Annotated in this window: 24 protein-coding genes and 1 other annotated feature; of the genes, 7 read left to right on the top strand and 17 right to left on the bottom strand. The window is 66.1% G+C overall.

All coding sequences use genetic code 11. The features are described 5' to 3' along the window. Window positions 1-87 precede the first annotated feature (87 nt). The 4 genes from FBY20_RS25315 to FBY20_RS25300 all read right to left on the bottom strand — a co-directional run bounded on the left by FBY20_RS25315 (window position 88) and on the right by FBY20_RS25300 (window position 5,273). Window positions 88-1,554, bottom strand: coding sequence for a SulP family inorganic anion transporter (locus FBY20_RS25315; protein WP_142055295.1), 1,467 nt, complete (start codon window positions 1,552-1,554; stop codon window positions 88-90). 91 nt (window positions 1,555-1,645) lie between these two features. Beyond that, window positions 1,646-1,698 (bottom strand) — a sequence feature (sul1 is cis-regulatory element that is thought to sense ions involved in sulfur or methionine metabolism; They are found in Alphaproteobacteria). Between the two features lie 74 nt (window positions 1,699-1,772). Then, on the bottom strand, window positions 1,773-2,753 hold the full coding sequence (locus FBY20_RS25310; protein ID WP_142055293.1) for a c-type cytochrome: 981 nt from the start codon (window positions 2,751-2,753) through the stop codon (window positions 1,773-1,775). Then, window positions 2,750-4,522, bottom strand: a complete 1,773-nt coding sequence (locus FBY20_RS25305) for a GMC family oxidoreductase (RefSeq protein ID WP_142055291.1) — start codon at window positions 4,520-4,522, stop codon at window positions 2,750-2,752. Before FBY20_RS25305 ends, FBY20_RS25310 begins: the two co-directional genes overlap by 4 nt. After that, window positions 4,515-5,273, bottom strand: coding sequence for a gluconate 2-dehydrogenase subunit 3 family protein (locus tag FBY20_RS25300; protein WP_056317780.1), 759 nt, complete (start codon window positions 5,271-5,273; stop codon window positions 4,515-4,517). Before FBY20_RS25300 ends, FBY20_RS25305 begins: the two co-directional genes overlap by 8 nt. A 114-nt stretch (window positions 5,274-5,387) precedes the next feature. Between FBY20_RS25300 and FBY20_RS25295 the strand changes: the two genes are divergently transcribed. Together FBY20_RS25295 and FBY20_RS25290 are read left to right on the top strand one after the other, a co-directional pair. Further along, window positions 5,388-5,810, top strand: a complete 423-nt coding sequence (locus FBY20_RS25295; protein ID WP_142055289.1) for a hypothetical protein — start codon at window positions 5,388-5,390, stop codon at window positions 5,808-5,810. A 395-nt stretch (window positions 5,811-6,205) separates the two neighbouring features. After that, window positions 6,206-7,783 carry a TerC family protein gene (locus FBY20_RS25290; protein WP_056317786.1) on the top strand — a complete coding sequence of 526 codons (1,578 nt, stop codon included), beginning with the start codon at window positions 6,206-6,208 and terminating at the stop codon, window positions 7,781-7,783. Between the two features lie 24 nt (window positions 7,784-7,807). On the opposite strand, the gene FBY20_RS25285 is transcribed toward FBY20_RS25290, so the two are convergent. From FBY20_RS25285 to FBY20_RS25275, 3 genes are all read right to left on the bottom strand, one after another. Further along, window positions 7,808-8,290 carry an AsnC family protein gene (locus FBY20_RS25285; protein WP_142055287.1) on the bottom strand — a complete coding sequence of 161 codons (483 nt, stop codon included), beginning with the start codon at window positions 8,288-8,290 and terminating at the stop codon, window positions 7,808-7,810. Window positions 8,291-8,548: 258 nt separating this feature from the next. Further along, on the bottom strand, window positions 8,549-9,199 hold the full coding sequence (locus FBY20_RS25280; RefSeq protein WP_142055284.1) for an FMN-dependent NADH-azoreductase: 651 nt from the start codon (window positions 9,197-9,199) through the stop codon (window positions 8,549-8,551). Further along, the gene (locus FBY20_RS25275) at window positions 9,196-9,651 is read right to left on the bottom strand and encodes a GNAT family N-acetyltransferase (RefSeq protein WP_142055282.1); all 456 of its coding nucleotides are present in this window, start codon (window positions 9,649-9,651) and stop codon (window positions 9,196-9,198) included. Before FBY20_RS25275 ends, FBY20_RS25280 begins: the two co-directional genes overlap by 4 nt. Before the next feature lie 112 nt (window positions 9,652-9,763). Here FBY20_RS25275 and FBY20_RS25270 point away from each other — a divergent pair, with 112 nt between their 5' ends. Continuing rightward, a complete protein-coding gene (locus FBY20_RS25270) occupies window positions 9,764-11,188 on the top strand; it encodes a PLP-dependent aminotransferase family protein (RefSeq protein WP_142055280.1) in 1,425 nt (474 codons plus the stop codon). Between the two features lie 21 nt (window positions 11,189-11,209). Here the strand turns inward: FBY20_RS25270 and FBY20_RS25265 are convergent, their stop codons facing one another. Beyond that, window positions 11,210-11,689 (bottom strand): carboxymuconolactone decarboxylase family protein, encoded by a 480-nt coding sequence (locus FBY20_RS25265; protein ID WP_142055278.1) that lies wholly within the window; start codon window positions 11,687-11,689, stop codon window positions 11,210-11,212. 242 nt (window positions 11,690-11,931) lie between these two features. On the opposite strand from FBY20_RS25265, the gene chrA reads away from it, so the two are divergent. Further along, window positions 11,932-13,188 (top strand): chromate efflux transporter, encoded by a 1,257-nt coding sequence (gene chrA, locus FBY20_RS25260; protein WP_142055276.1) that lies wholly within the window; start codon window positions 11,932-11,934, stop codon window positions 13,186-13,188. A gap of 28 nt (window positions 13,189-13,216) precedes the next feature. On the opposite strand, the gene FBY20_RS25255 is transcribed toward chrA, so the two are convergent. Together FBY20_RS25255 and FBY20_RS25250 are read right to left on the bottom strand one after the other, a co-directional pair. Then, a complete protein-coding gene (locus tag FBY20_RS25255; protein ID WP_142055274.1) occupies window positions 13,217-14,011 on the bottom strand; it encodes an enoyl-CoA hydratase in 795 nt (264 codons plus the stop codon). 54 nt (window positions 14,012-14,065) lie between these two features. Next, the gene (locus tag FBY20_RS25250; protein WP_142055272.1) at window positions 14,066-15,268 is read right to left on the bottom strand and encodes a multidrug effflux MFS transporter; all 1,203 of its coding nucleotides are present in this window, start codon (window positions 15,266-15,268) and stop codon (window positions 14,066-14,068) included. A gap of 87 nt (window positions 15,269-15,355) precedes the next feature. On the opposite strand from FBY20_RS25250, the gene FBY20_RS25245 reads away from it, so the two are divergent. Continuing rightward, window positions 15,356-15,664, top strand: a complete 309-nt coding sequence (locus FBY20_RS25245) for a SelT/SelW/SelH family protein (RefSeq protein ID WP_142055270.1) — start codon at window positions 15,356-15,358, stop codon at window positions 15,662-15,664. 115 nt (window positions 15,665-15,779) lie between these two features. Here FBY20_RS25245 and FBY20_RS25240 read toward each other — a convergent pair whose 3' ends face one another. From FBY20_RS25240 to FBY20_RS25225, 4 genes are all read right to left on the bottom strand, one after another. Beyond that, a complete protein-coding gene (locus FBY20_RS25240) occupies window positions 15,780-17,306 on the bottom strand; it encodes a tripartite tricarboxylate transporter permease (RefSeq protein WP_056317816.1) in 1,527 nt (508 codons plus the stop codon). A gap of 3 nt (window positions 17,307-17,309) precedes the next feature. Continuing rightward, entirely contained in the window at window positions 17,310-17,780 is a 471-nt protein-coding gene (locus FBY20_RS25235) for a tripartite tricarboxylate transporter TctB family protein (protein ID WP_056317818.1), read from the bottom strand. 259 nt (window positions 17,781-18,039) lie between these two features. Continuing rightward, window positions 18,040-18,519, bottom strand: a complete 480-nt coding sequence (locus FBY20_RS25230) for a nuclear transport factor 2 family protein (protein WP_056317820.1) — start codon at window positions 18,517-18,519, stop codon at window positions 18,040-18,042. A gap of 54 nt (window positions 18,520-18,573) precedes the next feature. Further along, window positions 18,574-19,164 carry a TetR/AcrR family transcriptional regulator gene (locus FBY20_RS25225; RefSeq protein WP_142055268.1) on the bottom strand — a complete coding sequence of 197 codons (591 nt, stop codon included), beginning with the start codon at window positions 19,162-19,164 and terminating at the stop codon, window positions 18,574-18,576. Window positions 19,165-19,479: 315 nt separating this feature from the next. On the opposite strand from FBY20_RS25225, the gene FBY20_RS27815 reads away from it, so the two are divergent. After that, the gene (locus tag FBY20_RS27815) at window positions 19,480-19,632 is read left to right on the top strand and encodes a hypothetical protein (protein WP_174245449.1); all 153 of its coding nucleotides are present in this window, start codon (window positions 19,480-19,482) and stop codon (window positions 19,630-19,632) included. Between the two features lie 23 nt (window positions 19,633-19,655). On the opposite strand, the gene FBY20_RS25220 is transcribed toward FBY20_RS27815, so the two are convergent. From FBY20_RS25220 to FBY20_RS25210, 3 genes are all read right to left on the bottom strand, one after another. Beyond that, window positions 19,656-21,410, bottom strand: a complete 1,755-nt coding sequence (locus FBY20_RS25220; RefSeq protein ID WP_142055266.1) for a diguanylate cyclase — start codon at window positions 21,408-21,410, stop codon at window positions 19,656-19,658. 236 nt (window positions 21,411-21,646) lie between these two features. Beyond that, the gene (locus FBY20_RS25215) at window positions 21,647-23,197 is read right to left on the bottom strand and encodes a sensor domain-containing diguanylate cyclase (RefSeq protein WP_056317825.1); all 1,551 of its coding nucleotides are present in this window, start codon (window positions 23,195-23,197) and stop codon (window positions 21,647-21,649) included. 114 nt (window positions 23,198-23,311) lie between these two features. Continuing rightward, window positions 23,312-24,430, bottom strand: a complete 1,119-nt coding sequence (locus tag FBY20_RS25210) for a site-specific integrase (protein ID WP_142055264.1) — start codon at window positions 24,428-24,430, stop codon at window positions 23,312-23,314. 205 nt (window positions 24,431-24,635) lie between these two features. On the opposite strand from FBY20_RS25210, the gene poxB reads away from it, so the two are divergent. Further along, window positions 24,636-26,363 carry a ubiquinone-dependent pyruvate dehydrogenase gene (poxB, locus tag FBY20_RS25205; protein ID WP_142055262.1) on the top strand — a complete coding sequence of 576 codons (1,728 nt, stop codon included), beginning with the start codon at window positions 24,636-24,638 and terminating at the stop codon, window positions 26,361-26,363. Window positions 26,364-26,470: the final 107 nt, after the last annotated feature.

Below are 26,470 nucleotides of genomic sequence, written 5' to 3'. Positions count from 1 at the left end.
GCGGAGTGAGCAAGCGGCGTGCCCGGGAAGTAACCAAACGTGTTGATCCGCAGCCGAGGCCGTGAAGGCATCGGCCGCGACGGCGCGCTAGTGGCCCGACTGCGCCCCGGGCTGGGCATAACGCCCGACCAGCGTTGCGCTGGCCTCGTTCAGTCCCACGACCTCGACCTCACGGCCCGCGCGGCGCAGCTTGAGCGTCACCTTGTCCAGTTCGCCGACGGCCGAAATGTCCCAGAAGTGGGCGCCCGTCAGATCGATCACCACGCGCTCCACGGCTTCATGAAAGTCGACCGCCGCCGAGAACCGCGACGCCGAGGCGAAAAAGATCTGCCCCGAATAGTGGTAGGTTCGCGTGCGCCCATCCTCGGACAACAACGTGGCCACGTGCAGCAGCCCCTTGACCTTGCCGGCAAAAAACAGACCGCTCAGCACCACGCCCACCAGCACGCCGCGTGCCAGGTCGTGCGTCCAGACCACCACGGCGACCGTCGCCAGCATGACGACCGACGACTGCCAGGGATGCGAGCCAAGGTTGCGCAAGGAGCGCCAGTTGAAGGTGCCAATCGACACCATGATCATCACGGCCACCAGGGCCGGCATCGGAATCTGCGCCACCAGGGGGCCCAGCGCCACGATCAGGAACAAGAGGAAGACGCCCGCCACGCAGGTGGACAGACGCGTGCGGCCGCCGGCGCGCACGTTGATGACAGACTGGCCGATCATGGCGCAGCCGCCCATGCCGCCCAGAAAGCCCGTGACCAGGTTGGCAATGCCCTGGCCCTTGCATTCGCGACGCTTGTCGCTGGCGGTGTCGGTCATGTCGTCCACGATCTGCGCCGTCATCATAGATTCCAGCAGTCCCACCGCGGCCATCGTCAGCGAGTACGGCAGGATGATGCGCAGGGTTTCCAGCGTGAAGGGCACATCGGGAACCATGAACGACGGCAGGGCAGAGGGCAGCGCGCCCATGTCGCCCACCGTGTTGACGTCCAGCCCCGCCTGGATGGAGACGGCCGTCATGACGATGATGGCGATCAGCGGCGATGGGATGACCGTGGTGAGCCGGGGCAGCAGATAGATGATGGCAAGCGCGGCGGCCACCATGGCATACGTGACCCATGTCACCCCGATCAATTGCGGCAGCTGCGCCATGAAGATCAGGATGGCCAGCGCATTGACGAAGCCAGTCACGACCGAACGCGACACATACTGCATCAGCAGGTCCAACCGCAGGAATCCGGCGGCGATCTGCAGCAGGCCCATCAGCACGGTCGCGGCGAACAGGTAGCTGACGCCGTGCTCGCGCACCAGCGGCGCGACCAGGACCGCGACCGCGGCGGTCGCGGCCGAGATCATGCCCGGCCGCCCGCCTATGAACGCGATGATGAACGCGATGGAAAACGAGGCATACAGGCCAACGCTGGGGTCGACCCCGGCGATGATGGAAAAGCCGATGGCTTCTGGAATCAGGGCAAGGGCGACGAGCACCCCCGACAGAACGTCCGCGCGCGGATTGGCCATCCAGTCGCGGCGAAGCTTGGAAAGAACTGACATTGATTGGCTAAGCAGATTTGAGCAAGCGCCGGGCGTGGGTCGCGCCGCAGCGTGTGCGGCAGGTCAAGGGCGAACGCCCGTTGGGCTTGCAGGTTGTCCGAGGGATAGGCGCCCGGCCGAGCCACCCGGCAAGCCGGGTCCATCTGGGATCGCGACAGCGTCGCGGCCGCGCACCCGTTGCGGGTGCGGCGGACGGGATTGTACTGCCTAACCGGCGCCTACCGCGGCGCTGGCGCCGGGCCGGCGTAGTATTGGGCCAGCGCCTGGATCTCCGCGTCGGTCAGGCGCCGCGAAAACGCCCGCATCACGCCGACATCGTCGTTCTGGCGTGAGCCATTGCGAAACGCATTCATCTGGTCGGTGAAGTACTCCCGAGACTGCCCGGCCAGCCGCGGCAGCAACGGGCCTTCGCCCATGCCGCGCAGACCATGGCAATTGGCGCAGGCGGGCAGGGCGCGCGCGCCGTCGCCTTCAACATCCAGCTTGCGCGCCGCCTCGCCGCCGAACTCGCCCACGTGCAGCGGCGGGCCGGCCAACGTGCCGTAGTAGGCAGCCACCTGTCCGATTTCTTCCTCTGTCAGCGCGCGCGCGATGGTGTTCATCAGCGGTTGCACCCGCGTGCCGGACCGGAAGTCGGCCAACTGCTTGGCCAGATACTCGCTGCGCAGCCCCGCCAGGTTGGGGAAGATGCCGCCCGTGGGCGTGATACCTGCTGGCCCATGGCAGGCCACACAGGCCTGCACCCCCGCGCCGGGCTTGCCGTTCGCGGCCAGCTGTTTGCCTGCTTCGGGATCGGCCTCGCGTAGCCACTTTTCCCAATCGGGGCGCGACGCGGTGAAATCGGTGGCGCTGCGTCCCGGCACGGGTTTCAGGGGGGCAGGCGGCTGGGCGCCCGATGGGGCGGCAGGCGCCGCTGCGCCCGATACGGCGGCAGGCGCCGTCGCGCCCGATCCAGCGGCGGGACCCGTCGCGGCCGGCGCGGCGCCCGAAGCCGCCGGAGCCGCCCCTTGCCCCGCCGGCGCGGCCGTCTGCGGGGCCGGACTCGCGGCGGGCGGTGGCGGTTGCGGCACGGCGGAGGCCCGGATCGCCTCGTCGCCGCCCGCGCCCATCATCTGGTGCACGGTCGCGACCAGCGTGATGGCCGGCACCGCGACCATCAACCCGACAGTGAAGATGATGCCTTTGCGATGTTCGATCATGATGACACCAGCGGGCCCGGCGAACGCAGATAGTCCGCCTTGATTTTCTCTACGATCCAGTAGGCGGCGGCGCCCACGGTGCCTGTCGGGTTGTAGCCCGAGTTCTGCGGAAAGAGCGCGGCGCCCGTGACGAACACGTTGGGCACGTCCCACGACTGACCGTAGCGGTTGACGACGCTGGTGTTGGGGTCGTCGCCCATCGCCGCGCCGCCCGTCAGGTGGGTCGACTGATACGCGGTCGCCGAAAACGGCCGCTTGCGCGGGCCCGGTTCGGTGCGGACGATGCCCTTCATGGCGCGAGCGATCTCGTCGCCTTTTTCCGTCAGAAAGGCCGACATGCGGATGTCGTTGTCGGGAAAATCGTAGGTCACCCGCAACAGCGGCAGGCCCCACGCATCCTTGTAGGTGGGATCCAGGCTCAGGTAGCCGCCGCGCCAGGGCTGCGCCGAGCCGGTGATGGTGATGTTGGCCGCATGGTTGTAGTAGCGCGCGACCGCCTTCTTCCATTCAGAGCCCCACGATGGCGTGCCCTTGGGCGTGGGATGAAAGCCGATCGGCGCGCCGCTGACCACCTGAATCTGCAGATAGCCGCCTCCGACGAAACCCACGGGCCCGTGGTCGAAGTTGTCGGCGCTGAAGTCATCCATCGTCACCGCCACCGCGCCGGCGCCCATGAACGGGTTGATGTTGACCGACTCATCAAAAAACAGGTTCACGCCCGAGGTGGTCTGGTGCGTGTAGTTGCGGCCCACGACGCCGGTGTTGGTTGCCGGATCGAAGGGCTTGCCGATTCCCGAGAGCAACAGCAGCCGCACGTTGTTGATGCCGAACGCGGACAGCACGACGATTTCGGCCGGCTGGAAGACTTCTTCGCCACCGGCATCCACGTACGTCACGCCCCGGGCGCGCTTCTTGTCCGGCGTCAGCTCCACGCGCAGCACATGCGCGCCGGTGCGGATCTCGAAATTCTCCATCTTCATGGCCACCGGCAGGATGCACACCTGCGGCGAGGCCTTGGCGAAGTGCTCGCAACCAAAGTTGGAACAGAATCCGCAGTACACGCACGCGCTCATGTGCAGGCCTTCGGTGTTCACATAGGGCCGCGTACAAAGCGCGGACGGCTGCACGTAAGGGTGATAGCCCAGCTTGCGTGCGGCTTCGCCAAAGAGCGCCGGCGCGTAGGGCACCTTCATGGGCGGGTTGGGGTAGGGGCGCGAGCGCCACGGCTCGAACGGGTTGCCGCCTTCCTGTTTCTCGCCCTTGATGTTGCCCGCCTGGCCGGAAGCGCCGATCAGGTAATCGAAGCGATCAAAGTACGGCTCCAGCTCGTCATAGGTGATGCCCCAGTCCTGACAGGTCAGTTCCTTGTCGAAGATGTCCTTGCCATAGCGCTCGTTGTAATGGCTGCGCATGACGAAGTCGGTGGGATCGAAGCGGTAGTAGGCGCCCGACCAATGATTGCCCGCGCCGCCCAGATGCGTGCCGGGGTAGGCAAATTGCCACCGGCGCATCGGCAGCGCCTTCTGGTCCGTGTTGTTGCGGAACGTGTAGGTTTCGGTCGCGGCGTCCTGGTGCAGTTCGTGGCGGCGCGTGTACTTGAGTTCGTCGTGGACGTTGGGCCCCTGAAAGTCAGGCGACGGCCACCGTGCCTCGCCGCGTTCCAGCACCACGACCCGTTGCTTGGCGGCGGCAAGCTCCTTGCCGATGATGGAACCGGTCCATCCGCCTCCAATGATTGCCACGTCGACCGCCGGTAGCGTTTTAGCCATGCTTGCCTCCGGGCGTCATCTTGTGGCTCGTGGCGTTGGCAATGGACACCGGCTGGCCGGCCCAGATCACGCCGTGGCGCTCGATGTCGTTGGAAAACGAGGCAAACGCGCCCGGAAACCCCACGAGCTTCCACCCCACCATGTCCGCATTGCCGCCATAGAGCGGGTCCGAAAAGAACCCTTCGATCGTGCCTTCCAGTAGCGCCTGGAAGAACACACCAGAGGGCAGGGGCGAGAAGTCGGGTTTGCCTTCCTGCATGTCGCGCAGCCAGGCGTCCTGGCGGACCGCATCCAATTCCGCGAACGGCTTGCCGTCCGCTTTGCGCGCCGCCGCGTCCAGCGCGGCCAGACCGCGCCGGAACATCTCGGCCGGTGTGAACGAAAGCTGGTAGCCCTGTTCCGGCGTGCCCGGTTCGAAAGGACCCTGGCGGTAGAGTTGGCTGCCCGCGCCCCAGGCGCCGGCAAGCTGGCCGTCAAGAAACAGTGTCACCCCCGCTTCCTTGGCGCCCGGACCCAGATCGTCGGCCGGAATCAGCCGCGCGGCGATGGCGTCCATCGTCAAGGCTTCCTGCGCATTGAAAAATTTGAGCGTCCGGTTGGGCGCGGCGCCGGTCGCGGCAGCGTCCGGCTGGGGGGCAGAAGGGGGATGGTCCGGTGCGCTGATTGCGCGGGGCGCCCAGGCGGCGCCGGGGACGCCGACGGCAAGGGCCTTGAGCAGCCCCCGCCGGCCGGGTACTGGTTGATCACGCATGTATCGCTCCCTCGGTGGGGCAGGCACGCCACTTGCCCCTGGATGAACAGAGATCCCGCGTCAGCTTATTGGCCTGGGGCTCAGTGTGTCACCGCTGTCGACCAAGGAGCAACCATGAAACACCCGATTCTGTATCTGTGCGCTACCGTCATGAGCGGCTTGCTTGCCACCGGCGCGTCGGCGCAGCGCGTTGAAAAAACGTTGGTTGCGCAGGCGCAGATGACGACGCCCGGCATGAGCGCCACCGGCCAGTCCAAGCGGGACAAGCCGTCCGGCGCGCAACAGCCGCCCGCGCAAACGCAGGGCGCGCAAGACAAGGGCGCAAACCATAAGGACGCAAAACAGAAACAGCGCGACCCCAGCCGGGACGAGCCCGCGCGGGCCGGATCGAGTCCGCGGCAAGACGACGCCGGCGCGGACACGCGAGGCGCCAAGGGCACGCCGGGCAGCAACACCGGCTCGACAGGGCACGGCGGCATGCCGGGCTCCGGCGCGTCGTCGGGCTCTGGCGGCACGGCTGACCTGCGCGGCCAATGAGGGTAGTAGCGGCCCCCATTCGCGCAATGCCGTGTTTCAGGTAAGATTCAGGATCCTGTAAGAAAGAGAGCCCGGCGGATATTCCGATGCGTCGCTGCCCCGGCAGCCTGGAGCCATCCGCCTTCTATGAACGAAGACCCTCCTCCTAGCAGGGCGCCGCACTTCTGCCGGCGCCCGACATCTTCTCCTCACACTGCCGCGGCAAGGCTTGTCTGCCCGCGCGCCGCCTCCCTGATCGCCACCGCGGCAACGCCGCGTCTGGGCGGCCGCGCGCCGCCTCGCCGGGTCACGTCCAATCGCGCACCTCTGCAACGATCGCGGTGCGCTCTTGATGCACTCCCTTCCCGTCGGCGCGCCCCGAACGCGCGCTCGCTTACGCTTTCCGTGGAAACCTGATGATTTTCGACTGGATGTCCGACCCCACCGCCTGGCTTGGCCTGGCGACGCTGGTCATTCTTGAAATTGTGCTGGGCATCGACAACCTGGTGTTCATTGCCATCCTGGCGGACAAGTTGCCGCCCGAACAGCGCAACCGCGCACGCCTCATTGGCCTGACGCTCGCGCTGGTGATGCGTTTGGGCCTGCTGGCCAGTATTGCCTGGGTGGTCACGCTGACCGCGCCGCTTTTCACCGTGCTGGGCGCCGAAATCTCCGGACGCGACCTGATATTGATCCTGGGCGGCCTGTTCCTGCTGTTCAAAGGCACGATGGAACTGCACGAACGCGTGGAAGGCAGCGCCAGCCACGACCAGGGGCAAAAGCCGCAGCACGCCGTCTTCTGGCAGGTCATTCTGCAGATCGTGGTGCTGGACGCCGTGTTCTCGCTGGACTCCGTCATCACCGCCGTGGGCATGGTGCAGGAACTGAGCATCATGATGATCGCCGTGGTGCTCGCAATGGCCGTCATGATGATCGCCAGCCGCCCGCTGATGGCGTTCGTTGGCCGTCACCCGACAGTCGTGATCCTGTGTCTGGGCCTGTTGCTGATGATCGGTTTCAGCCTGGTCGCCGAAGGCCTGGGCTTCCACGTTCCCAAGGGTTACCTGTATGCGGCCATCGGCTTCTCGATCCTGATCGAGCTGTGCAACCAGCTGGCCCGCCGCAACCGCGCCCGAGGCACGCATGCGCTTGGCCGCCGGCAGCGCACGGCGCAGGCCGTGCTGCGCCTCTTGCGCGGCGGCCGCGCCGGCCAGCCGGTGTCTCAAGCCGATGAAGTGGTCGCGCTGGTGGACGGCGCCGGGGACGAGCCGGCCTTCGCGCCCGAGGAAAGCTCGATGATCGAGCGCGTGCTGTCCATCGGCACGCGCGACATCCGCTCCATCATGGTCCCGCGCGGCGACATGACGTGGCTGGATGTGTCCGACACGCCCGACGTGATCATCCGCAAGTTCGCCACCGGTCACTCGCGCTTGCCGCTGTGCGCGGGGGATCCGGCCAACGTGCTGGGCGTGCTTCACTTCAAGGAGGTCCTGCCGCTGCTGCAGAACCCCGGCCCGATCGACCTGGTGGAGCTGGCGCGCGAACCGCGCTACGTGATGGAAACTACGCCGGTGCTGAAGGTGCTGGATGAACTGCGCGCCTCGCGCGATCACATGCTGATCGTCGTCGATGAACACGGCGTTTGCGAAGGCCTGGTCACGCCGCTGGACGTGCTGGAAGCGGTGGCGGGCGACTTGCCTGAACACCAGGAAGACCACCCGGACGCCCTGCAGCTTTCCGATGGCTCGTGGCTGCTGGGCGGCCGCTTGTCCGTCGACGAAGCCGCACGCCTCCTGGAAGCGCCGGCGCTTGCCGACGACTATCCCGATGCGACGCTGGCCGGATGCCTGCTGCGCGCGGGCGGCCGGATCCCCGAGACGGGCGACACCGTGATGCTGCGTGACTGGGGGTTCGAAGTGACGCGGCGGGACGGCCTGCGAATCGACCAGGTGCATGCGCGTCCGCACCAGCCCGAAGTCAGCGCGGCCGACTGACGGGCAGGGCGGCTCGCCACCGCCTCAACTGCAGATGCGGCGCCATGGCGACCGGTTCACCGGGCAATAGCCCGGACACCGCGTCGCCACGGCCTTGCCGCTCACGCATTGCGCGTTCGGCTCGGTGAAACCGTATTCCATGCTGCCGTAGCATCCGCACAAGTCCAGGATGGTGCCCGGCGGGTGTTTTGGCGGGTCGGCGGGCGCCTTTGCCGGCTTGGCGGTCTTTGTGGTGTTGGTAGCGGAGGTCGCGGCTGGAGCGGCCGGGGATGCCGCGGATCCGGCGTCGGCTGCCCCCGCGGCGGCGGGCGCAGCGGCCTCGGGCGGCCCGCGGTTCGATTTGGTTTCGCCCGCGCCCAGGCGTTCCTTCACCGCTGCCGCGCTCATCCCGCAGCGTTTGGCAATCGTCGCCACGCTGCGTCCCGCGTCCGACATCCCGCGCAAGGTCTTGTCGCTGCATGCGGCCTGCGCGCCGGCTGGCGCGAGGACACTCAGCCACAGCAGCACGCATGCGATTGCTCCAGGCCTGCATAGCGTCATGTTGCGCCTCCCGCACCTTGGTGCGCCGGGGCAGGACCACGCCCAAGTTGGACCACAAGTGCGGGCTAGCGTAGAGCGGCTAAATCAAGCGTGTCAATGCGGCCCGATCGGATGGCCCGAAGGGATTGCGTCACCGGCCGCCAGCGGGCCGGACAGGCGCCATCCGGCTGGTATCCGGCTGGAGCCGGATCAGGCGTTTCAGCGCATCCGCGCAGAACTGGGTGTTCACGCGGGCACCGGGAAAGGCGCTCCAGCCACTACACGCGCGAAAGAAATGGCATCGACCGCGCGTTCGGCCTGCTTTCGGGCAGCCGCCAGATAAGCCGGCCCACGGGCCGTTCCCTCCACCGATACAAACGTCACCTGTTTCAGCCCGATGGTCGCCAGCACATGCCGCAGGTATGGCGTCAGGAAGTCCGGCTGACGGGCCTCTTCGCCGCTGAAGGTCCCGCCCGACGAGATCGCGACAAACACGGGGCGGTCCGCCAGCAATCCGACCTTGCCCTGCGGCGTGATGTGAAACGTATTGCGCACCCGGACGACAAGGTCCAGCCATGCCTTCAACGCGGAGGGGACGGTGAAGTTGTGCATGGGCGTGGCCAGCACGACGTGGCTGGCGTTTTCCAGCATCCGGATCAGCGCGCCCGACGCGTGCAGCGAACCGCGCCCGAGCACGTCGGCGGCAGGATCCGCCGGCGCGGCCAGCGCCGCGGCATAGTCGCTGTCCGCATGGGTGAGAGTGGTGGCGTCGAACTCCACGACCTCCAGGCCGCCGGCCGGCGCCGACCGCACGAGGCGGTCGACGATGCGCTGGGACAGGCGATAGCTCTCGGAATCGAGCCCCCGCGGGCTGCAGCGGATACGAAGAATGCTCATTGGGTGTTTCCTTTCAAGGATTTGCTGAACCGGATGGCGCTGGTCAACAGGCCCTGCCGGAAGTAGAAGCGTTGCGCCAGCGCGTTGCCCAGCCCGGTGTCCAGCACCAGCTTGTCGCAGTCCGCGCCGCGCGCCAGGTGATCCAGCTCGGCGATCAGCCGGGCGCCCCAGCGGCTGCCGCGCGCCGACGGCGCCACCACCAGGTCGTCCACGTACAGGAACCGCCCGTAGATCAGGTTTTCCTGATACCGGTATCCCGCCAACGCCAGCGCTTCGCCGTCGCGCATGACGGCGAGCAGGCGATAGTTCTGCAGGTGCATGCGGGCCAGGCGTTCAGCAAACGCGTCGTCGTGGGCAAGATGGGGGCGCAGCTCGCGCATCAGCGGCAGGCAGGCCTGCCATTCTTCCGGGGTCTCCAGATGGCGCAAGGACGGTTCCGTGGATGTGTGCATGGGATCAGTAGCTCGAAGTTCAGGGCGCGAGGCGCACGCCCACCGTGAGTACGAATCTTAAAAACCACATGCCATAATTTGAAGGGCCATAAATGCGCTTACGGACTATGCCATGATTTCCGCAACCCCCGACGGTCTGCAAACCGTCTCTGACGCCGCCGGTCATCCGCTCTACCGCCAGATCTATGAGCGGTTCCGGGGCGCCATCGCCGAGGGCACCCTCAAACCCGGCGACCGCATCCCGTCAGCACGCGCGCTTGCCAAGGAAATCGGCGTGGCGCGCGGCACCATCGAAGTCGCCTATTCGCTGCTGGCGTCCGAGGGCTACATCCAGGCGCGCGGCCAGGCCGGCACCGTGGTCGCTCCCAACCTGCAACCGATTGCGCGCCCCGCGCCCGCCGCAAAGGCCCGGCCCGCAGAGGCGACGGAAGACGGCTGGCAACGTCCGGCCGCCCCGTTGCCCTTCCAGATGGGACTGCCCGCGCTCGACGCCTTTCCGCGCAAGATCTGGGCGCGTCTGGGCGCGCGCCACCTGCGCGGCATGCAGCCGCCGGACCTTGCGTACCCCGATCCCTCGGGCTTGCTCGCGCTCAGGACCGCGACGGCCGCCTACCTGCAGGTGGCGCGCGGCATCCAGTGCACGCCCAGCCAGGTGTTCATCACGTCGGGCTACAACAACACCCTGCAGCTCATCATGCAGGCGCTGTTCAAGCCCGGCGATTCGGTCTGGGTGGAAGACCCCGGCTATCCGCCAACGCGGGCGCTGCTGGCGCAGGCAGGGATGCAGGCCGTGCCGGTGCGGGTGGACGCGCAAGGGCTGGTCGTGGAGGCGGGCATTGCGCAGGAGCCGCGGGCGCGGGCGGCGGTCGTGACGCCCGCACACCAAAGTCCGCTATGCCTGTCGCTGTCGCTGCCCCGGCGCCAGGCGCTTCTGGACTGGGCTGAACGCAGCAGCGCGTGGATCGTGGAGGACGATTACGACGGCGAATACCGCTACGTCGGCCGTCCGCTACCGGCCCTGAAAAGCCTGGACCGCCAGGGTCGCGTGCTGTATTCGGGCACCTTCAGCAAGGTGCTGTTTCCCGGCATGCGGCTCGCCTACCTGGTGGTGCCCGAGGAGCAGGCGCCGCGCTTCGAGCGTCTGTGCAAGCTGCTGGCGGGCGGCGCGCCGGCGTTGACGCAGGCCGTGCTGGCCTCGTTTATCAACGAAGGACACTTCGCGCGCCATATCCAGCGCATGCGCCGGCTGTACAGCGAACGGCGCGAGGCCACGGCCGCAGCGCTGTCCAGCGTGCTGGGCAACCGGTTGCGCATCGATCCGCAGCCGGGCGGCATGCACCTGTTGGCGCGGCTGGACGGCCATCAGACCGATCGCGAACTTGCGGCGCGCATGCTGCGGCAGGGCCTGTACGCCCATGCCTTGTCGCACTGGTCGGCGGCGCCGGACGCACGCGCCGGCCTGCTCATGAGCTTCACCAATATCGTCTCGGCCGAGCAGGCGGAGCAACTGGCGCGCCGCATCCTGCAGCTCATGTGAGTCGCGGCAGGAGAGCGCCGGTCAGTTCAAGCCGGCCTTGTCCAGGCCATAGGCCTTGTCCGCGGACCCGGGCTCGGTGCGAAATGCGACGTTCAGCCGGTTCCAGCCATTGATGCCGACCACCAGGAAGGTCAGGTCCGACAGTTCGGTTTCCGTGAACTGCGCCCGCACGGCATCGTAGATCTCGTCCGGCACGCCGTGCGGCGGCAGCGTCGTAAGCGCCTCGGTCCATTCCAGCGCGGCGCGTTCGCGCGGCGAGAAAAGGGGCGATTCGCGCCAGATGGCGACGTGATGCAGGCGCAGCCCTCGCTCGCCCTTGATCGTGGCTTCCTTGACGTGCATGTCCAGGCAGAATCCGCAGCCGTTGATCTGCGAGGCACGGATATCGACCAGCGAGCCAAGCTCCTGGACCACAGGCGTCTTCTTCAGCGCCATGCTGAAGTCCAGATACTTCTTCGACAGGACTTCGGACACCTGGAAATAATTCAACCGTTGGCTCATGTTCAGACCTTTCTATTGCAATGGGATGGGGGAATGACCGGCAAATGATGGCGCCGATTGGCCTACCGCTGAAGTGCCAAGAACCCATTTTTGATATGGGCCATGATGCGTTGGGCGGTGCGCCCGCCAAGCGCCAATTCCTGACATTTATCCGATTGAATCCCGGCCGTGGCCCGGCTATAAGCTTGGTGCTGGGGCCTTTTATAAAATCGCCGCCCCGATTCCCCACGAAGCCCGAGCCGATGCCGCACCCATCCCCCCATGACGAACATGTCGACAGCAAGCCGGCCACCGGCGCGCGCGCCCAGATGGACCGAGGGTCCTGTCTTGAAGTGTTTCTGGTGTTCCTGCGCCTGGGCCTGACGTCCTTTGGCGGACCGGTCGCGCATCTGGGTTACTTCCGCACCGAATTTGTCGACCGGCGCCGATGGCTCGACGATTACACCTTTTCGGACCTGGTCGCGCTGTGCCAGTTTCTGCCGGGCCCGGCCAGCAGTCAGGTCGGCATGGCGATCGGCCTGCGCCGCGCCGGGTGGGCCGGCATGCTGGCCGCTTGGGTCGCCTTTACGCTGCCTTCGGCGCTCGCCCTGATCGGATTTGCGATGGGGCTTGCCCACTACGGCTGGCTTTCCGGGTCGGCGGCCATTCATGGGCTGAAAGTGGCGGCCGTGGCCATCGTTGCGCAGGCGGTTTGGGGAATGGGCCGTTCGCTGTGCCCGGACCGATCCCGCGCCGCGCTGGCGGTCGCCGCCGCATTACTCACGGTGGTGCTGCCGGCCGCGCTGGCGCAGATTGGCGCCGTGGTGCTGGGCGCGGTGATCGGTGCGGCCTTCCTGCAATTGCCGGCCCGTCCCGTCCTGTCCCACGCGCCTTCCGGCGTATCGCGCGCGGCGGGCGTGGCCTCGCTGGTGCTCTTTGCCGTGCTGATGGCGGGGCTGCCGCTCTGGGCGCTCATCTCCAGCGGCGCGCTGGCGGGCCAGATCGACGGCTTCTATCGCGCCGGCGCGCTGGTCTTTGGCGGCGGGCACGTGGTGCTGCCGCTGCTGGAGACGGCGTCGGTCTCCACCGGCATGGTGTCCAGCGCGGATTTCCTGGCCGGTTACGGTGCGGCCCAGGCCATGCCCGGGCCCTTGTTCACCTTCGCGGCCTTCCTGGGCGCGATGTCGTCCGGCCCCTTGTCCGGATGGGCGGGCGGCTTGCTGCTTCTCTGTGTCATCTTCGTGCCGGGCGCCTTGCTGCTTACCGCGGCGCTGCCGTTCTGGGACACGCTGCGGCGCCGGCCAGGTGTGCGCAACATGGTGGCCGGCGTCAATGCCAGCGTCGTCGGCATCCTGCTCGGCGCGCTGTATGACCCCGTCTGGACCAGCGCAATCCTGGGCAAGGCCGACTTTGGCCTCGCGCTGTTGCTGTTCGCGTTGCTGGTCTATGCCCGCTGGTCGCCGTTATGGGTGGTGCTGCTGGCGGCCGTCAGCGGCTGGTCGCTCGGCTGGCTGGTCTAACGCGCCGGCCCCAGCCGCCGGCGCGTCGTCACGACGTCCAGCGCGGCGGGCGTTTCTGCAGGAAGGCGTCGATGCCTTCGCACGCGTCTGCCTCCATCATGTTGCGGGCCATTACGTCGCCCGCGTAATCATAGGCATCGGCCAGGGCCATCTGCCGCTGCTTGTAGAACATCCGCTTGCCATAACGCACGGCCGCCGGGCTCTTGGCCAGGATGTCGTCCACCAGCGTGCGCACCCGCGCATCCAATTCGCTCTCGGGCGCCGCCGCGTTGATCAGCCCCCAGTCCACAGCCTGGGAAGCATCGATAAAGCGCGCAGTCATCAGCATCTCGAAGGCGCGCTTGGCAGACACGTTGCGGGTCAGGGCCACTGCAGGCGTGGCGCAGAACAGACCGACATTGATGCCGGACACGGCGAACTTCGCCGTGTCGGCGGCCACCGCCAGATCGCAGCTCGCGACCAGTTGGCATCCCGCGGCGGTTGCAATGCCGCGCACCTTGGCAATCACCGGGACGGGCAGCGCCTGCAAGCCTTGCATGACGCTGCCGCATCGGGCAAAGAGCGCCCGGTAGTAATCAAGGCCCGGCTGGCTGCGCATCTCGCGCAAGTCATGGCCCGCGCAGAACGCGCGGCCGGCCGACTCCAGCACCACGCAGCGGACGTCGGCATCGCATGCCAGTGTGTCGATTTCCTGTTGCAACGCGGCCAGCATCGCCTCGGACAAGGCGTTGAACTGGGATGGGCGGTTCAGGCGCAGCGTGACGACGCCGCCTTCGGCGCTGCGCAGCAGCACCGGTTCGTCCGCGGGTTTTTCGATGGACATGTCGCCTCCAGGTGGTTGTTCCTGGATACTAGCGCACGCCCCGCGCCCACTGGCTCAGGAACCAGCGGCAAGGCGCCGGCCCAACGCCGGCGAGAGCAGCAGCAGCGGCGCCACGATGACCGCGCCGACCAGCGCCATGGCCGCCTGAGGCGCCATGCCGCTGTCCAGCAGCAGGGTGGCGATCACCGCCGACCCGCTCATCTGGAAGAGGCCATACACGGCGGCGGCAGTGCCCGCCCGGTCGGCAAAAGGCTCGAGCGCCAGGCTCAGCCCCGATCCCAGCGCCAGCGAGAATCCGACGGTAAACACCGTGACCGGCAGCATGAAGACCCAGGCCGACAGGGGCATCCACAGCCACGCGCTGACCTGCAGGACCGACGCCAGCAGGAGGGCGGCCATGCCGACGCGCACCATGGTGTAGCGGCCATGGCGCGCGATGAAGGCGGGCGCCAGGAAAAACGCCGCGATGTTGATGGTTGCATTCGCCCCAAACCATGCCGAAAAGCCCAGCTCGCTGTACCCAAGCTGCTCGACCAGCACGACGGGCGCAGCCGACACGAACACCAGGATCATCGCCATGCCCGCCATGCCGAAGCACGCAAAGTAGAGGAACCGTCCGCTGGTGACGATGGACGCATAGCGGGGCAGGCTGTACAGCGCGCCTGGCCGGTGCGCCAGCTTGGCCCGGGTTTCCTCGAAGCGCACGGCCAGCAGCGCCGCCAATGCCAGCGCGAACACCGTCATGAAGACGAACGTGCTGCGCCAGCCTGCATGCAGGGCCAGCACGCCGCCCAGCATCGGCGCCAGCGCGGGCACGGAACATAGCGCGCCGTTCAGATAGCTGTAGACGCGCGCGCCGACGGCCGGGGTAAAGCAATCCCGCACGGCGGCAAACGCGACCAGCGATGCCGAACACGCGCCTAGTCCCTGGATGACGCGCGCCGCGTAAAACACCTCGAGGGACGTTGCCGACGCGCCCAGCGCCGAGCCTGCCAGATATGCCACGGCGCCGCACAGGGCCACGGGCCGGCGGCCATAGCGGTCGGCCAGCGGGCCGATCAGCACCTGGCCCACGCCCACCGCAAAAATGAACAGGGTGATGCTGGATTGCAAGGCGCCGATGGGCTCGCCAAACGCCAATGCCATGGCGGGCAGGGAAGGCAGGTAGATGTCGATGGCCATCGGCGTGAGCGTGACCAGTCCCATCAAAAGACCGATCAGCCAGCGCTGGCCTCGGGGCGTCAAGGCAGACTTCATACGAGGCTCTGGGCCCATTGCAGACCCGGGAAAACCCGACATTATCCATGATCGCCTCCGCCCGCGCAGGCGTAGAATGCCGTACCCATGAACCCGTCTGCCTTGCGCCCTCGCATCGTCATCCTGTATTGCACGCAGTGCCAATGGCTGCTGCGCGCGGGCTGGATGGCGCAGGAATTGCTTTCCACGTTTTCGACGGATCTGGGCGAGGTGGCGCTGCAGCCCGGCACCGGCGGAATTTTCCAGATCACCTACGACGGCGATCTGATCTGGGACCGCAAGCGCGACGGCGGCTTCCCCGACGCCAAGGTGCTGAAGCAGCGCGTGCGCGACCGCCTGGATCCGGGCCGCCCGCTTGGCCACATCGACGGCCACACCGCCCCGCCGGAAAGCTGACCCGAAACGCGTGCACGCATCGCTGAGCCGCATCGCTGACCGGGCAGCCAGGCAAAAAAAGGCCGGTCCTTTTGAGACCGGCCAAAGCAGCACTACCCCGATTCTTGATTTGCGTCTACGCGGCAGACTCCGCGTGCCTGAGCGCTTCGCGCGCCTTGCGCTGGCGCAGCGCCGACACGGCCAGCAGGGCGATCAGCCCCACGCAGGCCAGGATGAAGCCCAGGCTGATGGGCCGCGTCACGAAGATCGACAGCTCACCGCGCGACAGCAGCAGGGCGCGGCGGAAGTTCTCTTCCACCATGGGCCCGAGCACGAAGCCAAGCAGCAGCGGCGCCGGTTCGAACCGCAGCCGGATCAACGCGTAGCCCGCGGCGCCGAACAAGGTCACCATCCCCACGTCGAAGAGGTTGTTGTTCGTGCTGTACACCCCCACGCAGACGAAGAACAGTGCGGCAGGGAACAGATAGCGGAAGGGAACCGTCAACAGACGCACCCACATGCCGATGAGCGGCAGGTTCAGGAGCAGCAGCAGCACGTTGCCGACCCAGAAGCTGGCGATCAGCCCCCAGAACATGTCGGCGTGCTCGACCATCATCTGCGGACCCGGCTGGATGCCGTGAATGATCAGCGCGCCCAGCATCAGCGCCATGACGGGATCGCCAGGGATGCCCAGGCTCATCGTCGGAATGAAGCTGGTCTGCGTCGAAGCGCTGGTTGCGGCTTCCGGACCGGCGATGCCTTCGATGGCCCCGCGGCCAAAGCGGCGCGGTTCACGGGCAACCTTCTTTTCCGTGGCGTACGAGATGAACGACGCGATGGTCGGACCCGTGCCCGGCAGGATGCCGAACGCCGCACCGATCGCCGTACCGCGCACCAGCGCGCCGCGCGACTGCTTGATGTCGCCGGCTTCCGGACGCATGGACTTCATGCTCACCTTCGTCGAGGTGACCTTGCTGTCGCCGCCGATGCGATTGATGTTCTTCAGGAAATCCGCCACGCCGAACAGCCCCATGGCCAGCGCCACGATCTGCAGCCCGTCGGACAGTTCCAGGATGCCGAAGTGAAAGCGCATTGTGCCGGTGTTCACGTCCGTGCCCACCACGCCCAGCAGCAGGCCGACCACCACCATCGCCACGCCCTTGATCGCCGAACCCTTGGCCAGCGTTGCGCCGGCCAGCAGGCCCAGCATCATCATAGAGAAGTACTCGGCGGGACCGAACTTGAACGCGACGTCGACCAGCAGCGGCGAGAACAGGATCATTGCCAGGATGCCGACAGACGCGCCGCAGAACGACGAGAACATCAGCATGAAAAGGGCCGAGCCCGCCTTGCCGTTGCGCGCGAGCGGATTGCCGTCCAGGCAGGCCACCGCGTGCGACGCCGTGCCGGGCAGGTTCAACATGATCGACGTGATGCCGCCGCCGTACTGCGAGCCGTAGTAGATGCCGGACAGCATCACCAGCGCCGCGGTGGGCGTCATCGTGTAGGTCAGGGGCAGCAGAATCGAAATGGCGGCCAGCACGCCCATGCCCGGCAGCACGCCGATCAGGTTGCCCATGAACACGCCAAAGATGGCCCACATCAGGTTGTCCAGCGCGAAAGCGACCGAAAACCCGTGCATCAGGTTATTGAAGATTTCCATGGATCAACCCCAGCGGAACAACGGAAACTGCAGTTGCAGCGCCCAGGAGAACACGGCCACGCCAAGCACCGTGACGCCGGCGGCAAGGATGGCTGCGGAGCGCCAGGTATGCTGGCGGTCGCCCATGGCAGAGATGAAGACCAGCACGAACGTCGCCGGCACCAGGCCGCCGAACTTGCCGATGAGGATGAAGGAAAGCAGGCCGCCGATGATGCAGCCCCAGCCGCGCCATTCGGGCGGCGCGACTTCTTCGGCATCTTCCTCGGCGGCCACGGGCGAAGCCGCCATCTTGGCGATGGCCAAGCCAAGAAGCACCAGCAGCACGCCCAGAATGGCCGGGAACATGCCCGGGCCCATGCGGTCCAGGGTTCCCAATGTGTAGGTTGACGCCTGCGCGATGGCGCCCAGGCCCAGCACGATCATCGTGCCCGCAGCCCACGCCTCGCGCCGCACGGCGCTGCGTTTTGATTGCATGGTCTTTTCCTCCCGTTGTTGTGCTTTTGCCTGACTGAGGTCTGAACAAAAGCTGACACTGCAATGAATGCGGGAGTCTAAAAATCCAAACTTCCGTTCACCTTTCAAGGCGTGCGAAAGTTGCGCGCGGGTGTCGCGATAGCCACGAAAACGGGGGAAATCCCTAGGCTTTCTTGAAGGGAAATGCGCGCGTCAAGCGCCTGCGCGGCACGCGGGCCGCCCAGGCGCTGCAGGCCCGCGCGAGAGCCGTGCAGGGCGTTTACATGCCCAGGTCGGACAGGCTGGGATGATCGTCCGGACGGCGTCCCAGCGGCCAGTGAAATTTGCGGTCGGCTTCCTTGATGGGAAGGTCGTTGATGCTGGAATGGCGGTGGATCATCAAGCCGTCCTCGCCGAATTCCCAGTTCTCGTTGCCGTACGAGCGGAACCAGTTTCGCGAGTCGTCGCGCCACTCGTATGCATAGCGCACTGCGATGCGATTGCCGGTGTAGGCCCACAGTTCCTTGATCAACCGGTACTCAAGTTCGCGCGCCCATTTGCGCGAAAGAAATTCGCGCGCTTCTTCGCGGCTATGCACGAACTCGGCGCGGTTACGCCAGCGGGTGTCCAGGCTGTAGGCCTGGGCAACTTTGTCCGCGTCGCGGGTGTTCCAGCCGTCTTCGGCCAGGCGCACTTTCAGGATGGCGCTTTCGAGCGTAAAGGGAGGAAGGGGCGGACGGACTTCAGGGGACGATGTCATGGCGTGAGCCTCATGGTCGGGGGGGAGGGAATCAGGAAGGAAACGTGGATGGGGTCAGGCGTTGGCCTTAAGAAGCGCTGCGGCCGCGCGCTCGGCGCTGTCCGTGATCGATGCATCGCCCGTGACCATGGCCACGGCAATCGCGCCGTCGATCAGCACCAGCAACTGGCGCGCGCACTCCTCAGGCTGCACCACGCCAGCCGCTTGCACCAGCGATTGCACATGCGCAAGCAGACGCTCCTTGTGGCGCCGCGCCACCGCGCGGATGGGGCTGTCGGGGTCGCCGATTTCGCCGGCGGCATTGATGAAGGCGCAGCCGTGAAAGCCTTCCGAGGCGAACCACTCGCGCAACGCATCGAAGATCGACAGCACGCGATCGCGCGGCGAGGGCGCGCGCGTCGTCGCATCGATGAACCACTGCATCCAGCGCTCATCGCGGGCCGACAGCGCCGCGGCCACCAGGACTTCCTTGGTGCCGTAGTGCTTGTAGATGCTCTTGCGTGCCACGCCGGACGTCTTGACGATGAGGTCCATGCCGGTGGCGTTGATGCCCCCGGCATAGATCAGGGACTCGGTGGCGCGCAACAACTTTTCCTGCACGTCGGCGCGGGATTCGGTATGGGAATCGGTATGAGCTTCAGTCATGGAGAATGATCGTTCTATCTGCAATGGGCAGATAGTAGAACGATCATTCTCCGTCGTCAACGCGATTTTTCGGTCCCGGTTCCGAAAGCCGAACGCGCTCGCAGGGCGACGCCCCGCAATTTAGCTTGCTATTTCTGCCAAAAGTCTGCTAAAATCTTTTATCTATCGGCAAAATTATAAGAACAAGCCAGTAGTTTCGAATCCCGGCGACGCCTGCTCCTGAATGCTCCCCCGCACCCGCGGCATTCATGGCCCGCCTGAATCTGTGCGCAATGCTCGGCGGGGGAAGCCATGCGCCTGTCCAGGAGCATGCTTATGTCTCATCAATTGACTGCCAAGAAGGGAAGCTTCGAGATCCCCCCGTTGAATTGGAAGGCCCCCGAGGCCAACAAGCAGTCCGACCGGCACGACACGCCGTCCCACGCCGACACGCCCAAAAAGGCCGACGTCTCGCGCGTGAAGAACTAAGCCTGTAAGCCCGGACCCTGCTTTCACCCCAGGGTGCGTTGCTGGACTTGATCGCGCCCGTTCAATTTCGCCAGATAAAGCAGTTCGTCAGCGGCCCGAAAAAGGCCGCTGACGCTTTCTGCATGGCTCCACGAAATACACGCCACCCCAAAACTGGCCGTCAGCCCGAACGGGACGCCGGTCGCCGACGTGACTGAGCAGGTCCGGATGCGGTCTCGCATCCGCCGCGCCATCTCCATCGCCTGCTGTGCGCTACGCGTGCGGCAGAGCACCGCGAATTCCTCCCCGCCCACCCGCGCAACGACATCCGACTGACGCCACGTCGTGTGGCACAGCTGCGCCACGGCCTTGAGCGCCAGGTCGCCGCTGGCATGCCCGTGCGTGTCGTTGATGGTCTTGAAGTGGTCTATGTCGAACAGGATGAAAGCCAGTATCGGCTGGCTCTCGTCCCAATGCGCGCGCGCCGCCTCAAAGCGCTTTTCAAAGGCTCGCCGATTCAGCAGCCCGGTCAGATAGTCCGTTTCGGCGGAGTGCGCCAGATCCGCAATCAACCGGTCGCGCTCGGCTTCAAGCTGCTTCTGCGCGGCGGACTTTTCCTTGAGCACGCGCAGCGCATTGAACATGTCTTGCACTTCGCCATGATGATTGCCGTGCGCAATGTTGGCGGGCGCCGAGCCGCTGGCAATGGATCCGATGATGCGCGTGGCCTGCGCAAAGGGCTGTATCACGCGCGTGCGAAATTGCACCAGCGCCACGGCAAGGGCGGCCACCAGCAGCGCGGTGGCCGCCAGCGTCACGGCAAGCAGCCGCGCAGCGGCCATGCGATGCGCCTCGATATGGCGTCCCATCTCGTCCAGCAGCACGTCGCGAAATTCCGTGATGGCGCCCATCAGCGGCACATAGGCTGCCGCCAGCGCGGCGGTCGACACGGCCGGCTCGTCGGACTGGCGCGATGCCTGCCCGCGCACACGCGCCAGATAGGCCAGGCCGTCGCCGAAGTAGCGCTGCTGCATGCGGGCATAGACCTCGGAGGCCCGCACATCGGGCTGCGTCGCCATGCGGGCTTCAATGAGCGCGCGCAGCTCGTCGATCCGGCCCAGGACGCGTTCAATGCGGAACTGCTCCTCGGCCGTCAGCTTCCGGTGGCGGCTCAGCGCGGGCGTATAGGTGGATCCCAGCAGTCCTGCCTGTTCGCGCAGCTCGCTGGCCAGTAGTGCCAGCGTCAGCAAACTGGGTGCATTGGCTTCACTGCGCATGACGCATCCCGCGTTGGCGGCCAGGCTGGCCTGCCACTGCGGAATGATGCGAACCATGCCGCTGACCGCGTCCCACAACATTTGTCCCGACAACTGATCGCGCGGCGTGGCGATGAGCTGGTCGATGTCCTGCCGCGCGGTGGCCAGCGCCTGGCGAATTTGCTGAATCTCGCCGCGCTTTGCGGCGCCGTCGGCGCCGGCATGCAGCGCCAGCAGCGCGTCAATCAGGGCGTCCGTGCGCGCGCGGGCCGCTGACAGGGAATCCATGACGTGCTGCGGCACGGGCAGGGCGGACCCCAGCGCTGCGTTCATGGGGCCGCGCTCCGCCGAGGCATGCTCCATGACGCGGATCGTCGCGCGCACCGACGAGAATGCCTGCCGCGCGTCCGCAGCCGCCCCATACGATCGCCAATTCTGATAAAGCAGGATGCCGGCAAGCACCGACACCAGCAGCAGCACGCCGACGGCCAGCGCGATGAAATGACATTCCAGGGATTTTGGCGCGACGGCAGGGCGCAACATCTCGGCGTGCAGGTCCAGGCAAAGTGGAAGCTGCGCAGGATACTGTATTGCCCCTTTGAAGACCGGGGTTTTGGCAGGAGATGGCTTATTTCAGTTTATGGGGGCAAGATTATTTCGTTCCAACGCAGTTAATTGCGTTTATCTGCGAAAACTTGCGCCATCGACTTTTCGTCGCGCCGTGCCGCGCGCAGACAGGGCACGCGTGCCGGCGACCTGCCGCCTCGCATTCCCAGGCATCACGCCTCGTGCATCACCACCCGGTTGCGGCCCTGCTGTTTGGCCACATACAACGCGGCATCGGCAGCACGGAACGCTTCGTCCACATCCGGCCCGCTCGATGGCCATTGCGCCACGCCGGCCGACACGGTGACGCGATTGTCGCCGTGCAAGGGGCGCTCGGCGATATGCGTGCGCAGCCGTTCGGCGACATGGACCGCTTCCCGCGCGGCCACGCCGGGCAACAGGATCAGGAACTCCTCGCCGCCGTTGCGGCACAGCACGTCGGACGGACGCGAGCATTCGCGCATGATCTGCGCCATGTCTCGAATCACCTCGTCGCCCACGTTGTGGCCGTAGGTATCGTTGATTCGCTTGAAATGGTCGATATCTAGCGCCACCACCGAAAACGGCGTGCCGCCGGCCTGCATCTGGTCCACCGCATCCTGGGTGCCGCGGCGGTTGCGCAGGCCGGTCAACGGATCGGTGATGCTGGCCAGGTTCAGCTTGCCAATCTTGTCCTGCAGACTGGTGAAGCTGGCGATCACGGCGCGCTTGAGGCGCTCGGCCTCGAAGTACCACGCCTTGACGGAATGCACTCGCTGCATCGCCTCGCTGACGTCCTGATGCTCCACGTTCGTCGCCAGTTGCGACAGCGGTAGCGAAATCATGCGGGCGCACCACCAGATGGCCAGCAGGAACGCCACCGCTAGCGGCGCGGCATAGCCCAACAGCGCCCAGATAAGATCGTGGATCGGCTCCAATGTGACCTGCGCAGGGCGCTGCGCCACCACGCCCCAGCCGCTGATGGGCACCGGCGCATACCCGGCCAGCATGTCCACGCCCTTGGTATTGATGACGCGCATTGCCCCGGCGTTGCCTTTGACCACCGATGCCACCACCGGATTGGACAGCACCGTCTCGCCCACGCGAGAGGCATCGGTGTGATAGATAAGCTGCCCGTCGCCATCGACCACGTACAGATACGATCCATCGTGGTAATGGTGATTGCCCAGCAGCTCATGCAAGGCGCTTTCATTGCGCAGGTAAATCGTGCCCCCCACGTATCCCAGGTACTGGCCGTCGTTCGAAAAGATGGGATGCGACACATTGACGAGCAGATTGCCCGCAACCGACACATAGGGCTTGCTGATCATGGGCTGGCGGGCCCGCAGGGCGGCGCGGCTGCCCGGACTGTCGATCTGCACGCCCAGAAAGCTCCGGAAGGTCTGCGTGGTCGCCAGGACAGTGCCGTCCACCCCCACGACACCTACCGAGTTGAAGCTATCGGTCTGTTGCTGCACGCGCATCACTTCGGCGGCAAGGCGATCCGGCGATCCCATCAGCTCGGGCATGTGCCGGGCGCTGTAGCCCAATTGCTGCTGTGCGGACCGCAGGAAGCTGGCCGCACTTTCCGCCAGCTTCGTGGCGTAGACGCGGTTCGATTCGAGGGTGTTCTCGATCAACTGCTCACGCTGCACCAGATAGCTTGCATACAGGGCATTGGCCGTGGCCGCGATGGCGCTGAAGACGGTAAGCGCAAGCACAAGCCCGCGAAGATTGATTTGCATGGGGGTCTGGGACGGGCAGGGGACAAGCCGGTGCCTTGGGCGGTTGCATCCGATCCGATGGGCATCGATCGGCGTAAAGGCCGGGGCGCGGTGATTGTACGGTCACTCCCACCATTACGGCAGGCCGGGGGGATCCTGTAGGTCTGGCCCCTGCGGGTCGTCCAGCAGGCGTGCGGCCGGAGATTGCGCCGCGGCGCCAGCCCGGAAATATCCCATCACCGTCGCCACGCTGGCGTGGCCGGTCATCGCCATCGTGTCGCCCAACGGCACGTTGCGCCGCCCGGCCTCCGTGACAAACCCGGACCGCAGGCTGTGTGCCGAATACGCGCCGTCCAGTCCGGCCAGCCGGCTGCGTTCCAGAACAATGTCGCGCACCGCCGCGGCGGCCAGCGGCTCGCCCACCACATCGCCGCGCCGCACGCGCCGGAAGATCGGCCCTTGGCGGATGCCGCTTGCGGCCAGCCAGTCCGCCAGCGCCTGCGCGGCCTTGCCCAATATCGGCTTCTGGTCCTGCGCCCGAAGGGCGCCCGCCTGGTTCGTCTTGGAATGCGCCATCGTATACAGATAGCCATCGCCCGCGCGGCGCGTGTTCTCCACGGTGGCCTGCACCACTTCGGACCGGCGCCGGCCGCCGCTTGCCCAGGCAAAAAGGAGCAGGGCGCGGTCGCGTTTGCCGCGCAACGAGTCGTCGCAGGTGTCCAGCATGGCTTGAAGCGGCTCGCGCGTCAGGGCTTCCTTGCGCGCGGGCGCGACGCCGCGGCGGGCGTACGCGCGGCGCGTCTTGGACACCAGCTCGCGCACGGCGGCGGCGCGGCAGGGGTTCGGGTGGCCCAGCAACTCATGCGCCTTGGACAACACCGACAGGCGTTGCAGCAGCGTGTTCAGGCTGGGCGCGCCCAACCGTCCCTTTGCCTTCAGGCGCACCAGTTCCCGGTCCAGCTCCAGCGGCAACTCCCATTCAAGACCGTCCCCGGAAGACCGCTGCGCGTGGTCCACCACAAATTGAATGACCGCGGCCTCTGACACAGGCAAGGCGAACGACCGGCCATAACGCAGCCCGAACCAGGCCGACCAGTAACGGATCGCCGTGCGATAGCTGGCAGCCGTGTTGGGGGAACTGCCTTCGCGCAACAGGTCGCGCACCGCGGCGTCCGCGTGGCGGTCAAGGCTATCCGGATCCAACCGCGCCAGGGCGCGTGTCAGCGCCGGCGCCGCGCCTGGCAGGTCATTCATGTTTCCGCGCGCACGGCAGATGCCGTCTCCTGGGTAAGGGATCAGTTGAACAATCCCGTCATGTTAGCCGGTGGAGGCGCCTGCGGCCGCCATCGGCCAAGCGTGGCGCGCGGTGCTACGATTTCCCGCACGCAAGTCAACTTCCGGCGCTGAGGGCAGTCAGTAGCGGTAGCGTTCCCGGCGGCGGTTCTTCAAGGAGCCTTCCATGGCCGCAACCGTCGCAGATTTTCTTGTCAAAGTGCTTGCCGACGTCGGGGTACGTCGCATTTGGGGCGTGACTGGCGACAGTCTCAATGGACTGAATGACAGTCTTCGGCGGCTTGGCGGAATCGAATGGATGCACACCCGGCACGAAGAGACCGCCGCATTCGCCGCTGGCGCGGAAGCAGCCGTCACCGGATCGCTGGCCGTATGCGCAGGCAGTTGCGGACCGGGCAATCTGCATCTGATCAACGGATTGTTTGACTGCCAACGCAGCCGCCTTCCGGTCCTGGCCATTGCAGCCCACATTCCGTCCTCTGAAATCGGGTTGGGGTATTTCCAGGAGACGCATCCCCAGGAACTCTTCAAGGAATGCGCCGACTTCGTCGAGCTGGTATCGAACCCTGCGCAATTGCCAGGGGTGCTGGCACGCGCTATCAACACGGCGGTCGGCAGGCAGGGCGTGGCGGTCCTTGTAATACCGGGCGATGTGGCGCTTGCTGCGGCGCCCTCGGATGCGCCCGCGTTCTGGCCCGCGCCGCCCGCGCGGGCGCACTTGCGTCCAGACGCGGCGGCCGTGCAGCAACTGGCCGGTCTGCTCAACGGGGCGCGAAAGGTGTCGATTCTGGCGGGCAGCGGCTGCGCCGGCAGCCGCGACGCCGTGATCGCGCTGGCACAGCGCCTCAAAGCGCCCATCATTCACGCATTGCGCGGCAAGGAGCACGTCGAGTGGGACAACCCGTTCGATGTCGGCATGACCGGATTCATCGGCTTTTCGTCCGGTTACCAAGCCATGGAAAACGCCGAGCTTCTGCTGATGCTGGGCACGGACTTTCCGTACCGGCCTTTCTATCCCAAGCACGCAAAGATCGTCCAGATCGATCGCGACCCCGCTGCCCTCGGCCGGCGCGCACCGCTGTCGTTGGGCATTGCCGCCGACGTCGGCGAAACCATTGCCGCGCTGCTCGATCAGCTTGACGAGCGTCAGGACCAGACATTCCTTGACGCTGCCCTCGATCATTACCGGCATGCACGCAAAGACCTCGATAGCCTCGCCGTGCCCGCGCCGGCTGGCAGGCCGCTCCATCCGCAATACCTGGCGCACCGCGTCAACGCGCTCGCAAACGAGGACGCGATCTTCGCGGTGGATGTCGGCACGCCCACCGTGTGGGCTGCGCGATATCTCTCCATGAACGGCAAGCGCCGGTTGCTGGGCTCGTTCAACCACGGCTCGATGGCCAACGCCATGCTGCAGGCCATCGGCGCCCAGGCGGCCGCGCCAGGCAGGCAGGTCATCTCGCTATCGGGCGACGGCGGATTCACCATGATGATGGGAGATTTCCTGTCCCTGTCCCAGTTGCAGCTGCCTGTGAAGATCGTCGTCTTCAACAACGGCGCGCTCGGCTTTGTTTCCATGGAAATGAAAGCGGAGGGCTTCCTGGATACCGGCACAGACCTCAAGAACCCCAATTTCGCGGCGATGGCAGAAGCCGTCGGCGTCCGGGGCATCCGGGTCGAGTCGTCGGAAATGCTGGACGCCGCGCTGACGGAAGCGCTGGCGCACCCCGGTCCCGCGCTGGTCGACGTCGTGGTTTCGGCGCAAGAGCTGATCGTGCCACCCAAGATCAAGCTCGAGCAAGCCAAGGGATTTGGCCTGTACATGCTCAAAGCCATCATGAACGGCCGCGGCGATGAAGTCGTTGAACTTGCCCGGACGAATCTGGGACGTTGAGCGAAGGGCGGGCCTTAAACTGCGAGTGATGTATTAAATAATACATATGCTGTAAGATATATAACACGATATAAAATTAATTCACGATAAGGTTCCATTATCGTGAC

Origin of the sequence: Achromobacter sp. SLBN-14 (genome assembly GCF_006715415.1) — a bacterium.
Lineage (GTDB): Bacteria > Pseudomonadota > Gammaproteobacteria > Burkholderiales > Burkholderiaceae_B > Achromobacter > Achromobacter mucicolens.
This window is presented reverse-complemented; position numbering and strand designations above follow the sequence as displayed.

What these genes read in the sequence shown, in the direction of transcription:
- FBY20_RS25315 (WP_142055295.1), bottom strand. Translation starts at nt 1,554, where the DNA reads ATGTCAGTTCTTTCCAAGCTTCGCCGCGACTGGATGGCCAATCCGCGC.
- FBY20_RS25310 (WP_142055293.1), bottom strand. Translation starts at nt 2,753, where the DNA reads ATGATCGAACATCGCAAAGGCATCATCTTCACTGTCGGGTTGATGGTC.
- FBY20_RS25305 (WP_142055291.1), bottom strand. Translation starts at nt 4,522, where the DNA reads ATGGCTAAAACGCTACCGGCGGTCGACGTGGCAATCATTGGAGGCGGA.
- FBY20_RS25300 (WP_056317780.1), bottom strand. Translation starts at nt 5,273, where the DNA reads ATGCGTGATCAACCAGTACCCGGCCGGCGGGGGCTGCTCAAGGCCCTT.
- FBY20_RS25295 (WP_142055289.1), top strand. Translation starts at nt 5,388, where the DNA reads ATGAAACACCCGATTCTGTATCTGTGCGCTACCGTCATGAGCGGCTTG.
- FBY20_RS25290 (WP_056317786.1), top strand. Translation starts at nt 6,206, where the DNA reads ATGATTTTCGACTGGATGTCCGACCCCACCGCCTGGCTTGGCCTGGCG.
- FBY20_RS25280 (WP_142055284.1), bottom strand. Translation starts at nt 9,199, where the DNA reads ATGAGCATTCTTCGTATCCGCTGCAGCCCGCGGGGGCTCGATTCCGAG.
- FBY20_RS25275 (WP_142055282.1), bottom strand. Translation starts at nt 9,651, where the DNA reads ATGCACACATCCACGGAACCGTCCTTGCGCCATCTGGAGACCCCGGAA.
- FBY20_RS25270 (WP_142055280.1), top strand. Translation starts at nt 9,764, where the DNA reads ATGATTTCCGCAACCCCCGACGGTCTGCAAACCGTCTCTGACGCCGCC.
- FBY20_RS25265 (WP_142055278.1), bottom strand. Translation starts at nt 11,689, where the DNA reads ATGAGCCAACGGTTGAATTATTTCCAGGTGTCCGAAGTCCTGTCGAAG.
- chrA (WP_142055276.1), top strand. Translation starts at nt 11,932, where the DNA reads ATGCCGCACCCATCCCCCCATGACGAACATGTCGACAGCAAGCCGGCC.
- FBY20_RS25255 (WP_142055274.1), bottom strand. Translation starts at nt 14,011, where the DNA reads ATGTCCATCGAAAAACCCGCGGACGAACCGGTGCTGCTGCGCAGCGCC.
- FBY20_RS25250 (WP_142055272.1), bottom strand. Translation starts at nt 15,268, where the DNA reads ATGAAGTCTGCCTTGACGCCCCGAGGCCAGCGCTGGCTGATCGGTCTT.
- FBY20_RS25245 (WP_142055270.1), top strand. Translation starts at nt 15,356, where the DNA reads ATGAACCCGTCTGCCTTGCGCCCTCGCATCGTCATCCTGTATTGCACG.
- FBY20_RS25240 (WP_056317816.1), bottom strand. Translation starts at nt 17,306, where the DNA reads ATGGAAATCTTCAATAACCTGATGCACGGGTTTTCGGTCGCTTTCGCG.
- FBY20_RS25235 (WP_056317818.1), bottom strand. Translation starts at nt 17,780, where the DNA reads ATGCAATCAAAACGCAGCGCCGTGCGGCGCGAGGCGTGGGCTGCGGGC.
- FBY20_RS25230 (WP_056317820.1), bottom strand. Translation starts at nt 18,519, where the DNA reads ATGACATCGTCCCCTGAAGTCCGTCCGCCCCTTCCTCCCTTTACGCTC.
- FBY20_RS25225 (WP_142055268.1), bottom strand. Translation starts at nt 19,164, where the DNA reads ATGACTGAAGCTCATACCGATTCCCATACCGAATCCCGCGCCGACGTG.
- FBY20_RS27815 (WP_174245449.1), top strand. Translation starts at nt 19,480, where the DNA reads ATGTCTCATCAATTGACTGCCAAGAAGGGAAGCTTCGAGATCCCCCCG.
- FBY20_RS25220 (WP_142055266.1), bottom strand. Translation starts at nt 21,410, where the DNA reads ATGTTGCGCCCTGCCGTCGCGCCAAAATCCCTGGAATGTCATTTCATC.
- FBY20_RS25215 (WP_056317825.1), bottom strand. Translation starts at nt 23,197, where the DNA reads ATGCAAATCAATCTTCGCGGGCTTGTGCTTGCGCTTACCGTCTTCAGC.
- FBY20_RS25210 (WP_142055264.1), bottom strand. Translation starts at nt 24,430, where the DNA reads ATGAATGACCTGCCAGGCGCGGCGCCGGCGCTGACACGCGCCCTGGCG.
- poxB (WP_142055262.1), top strand. Translation starts at nt 24,636, where the DNA reads ATGGCCGCAACCGTCGCAGATTTTCTTGTCAAAGTGCTTGCCGACGTC.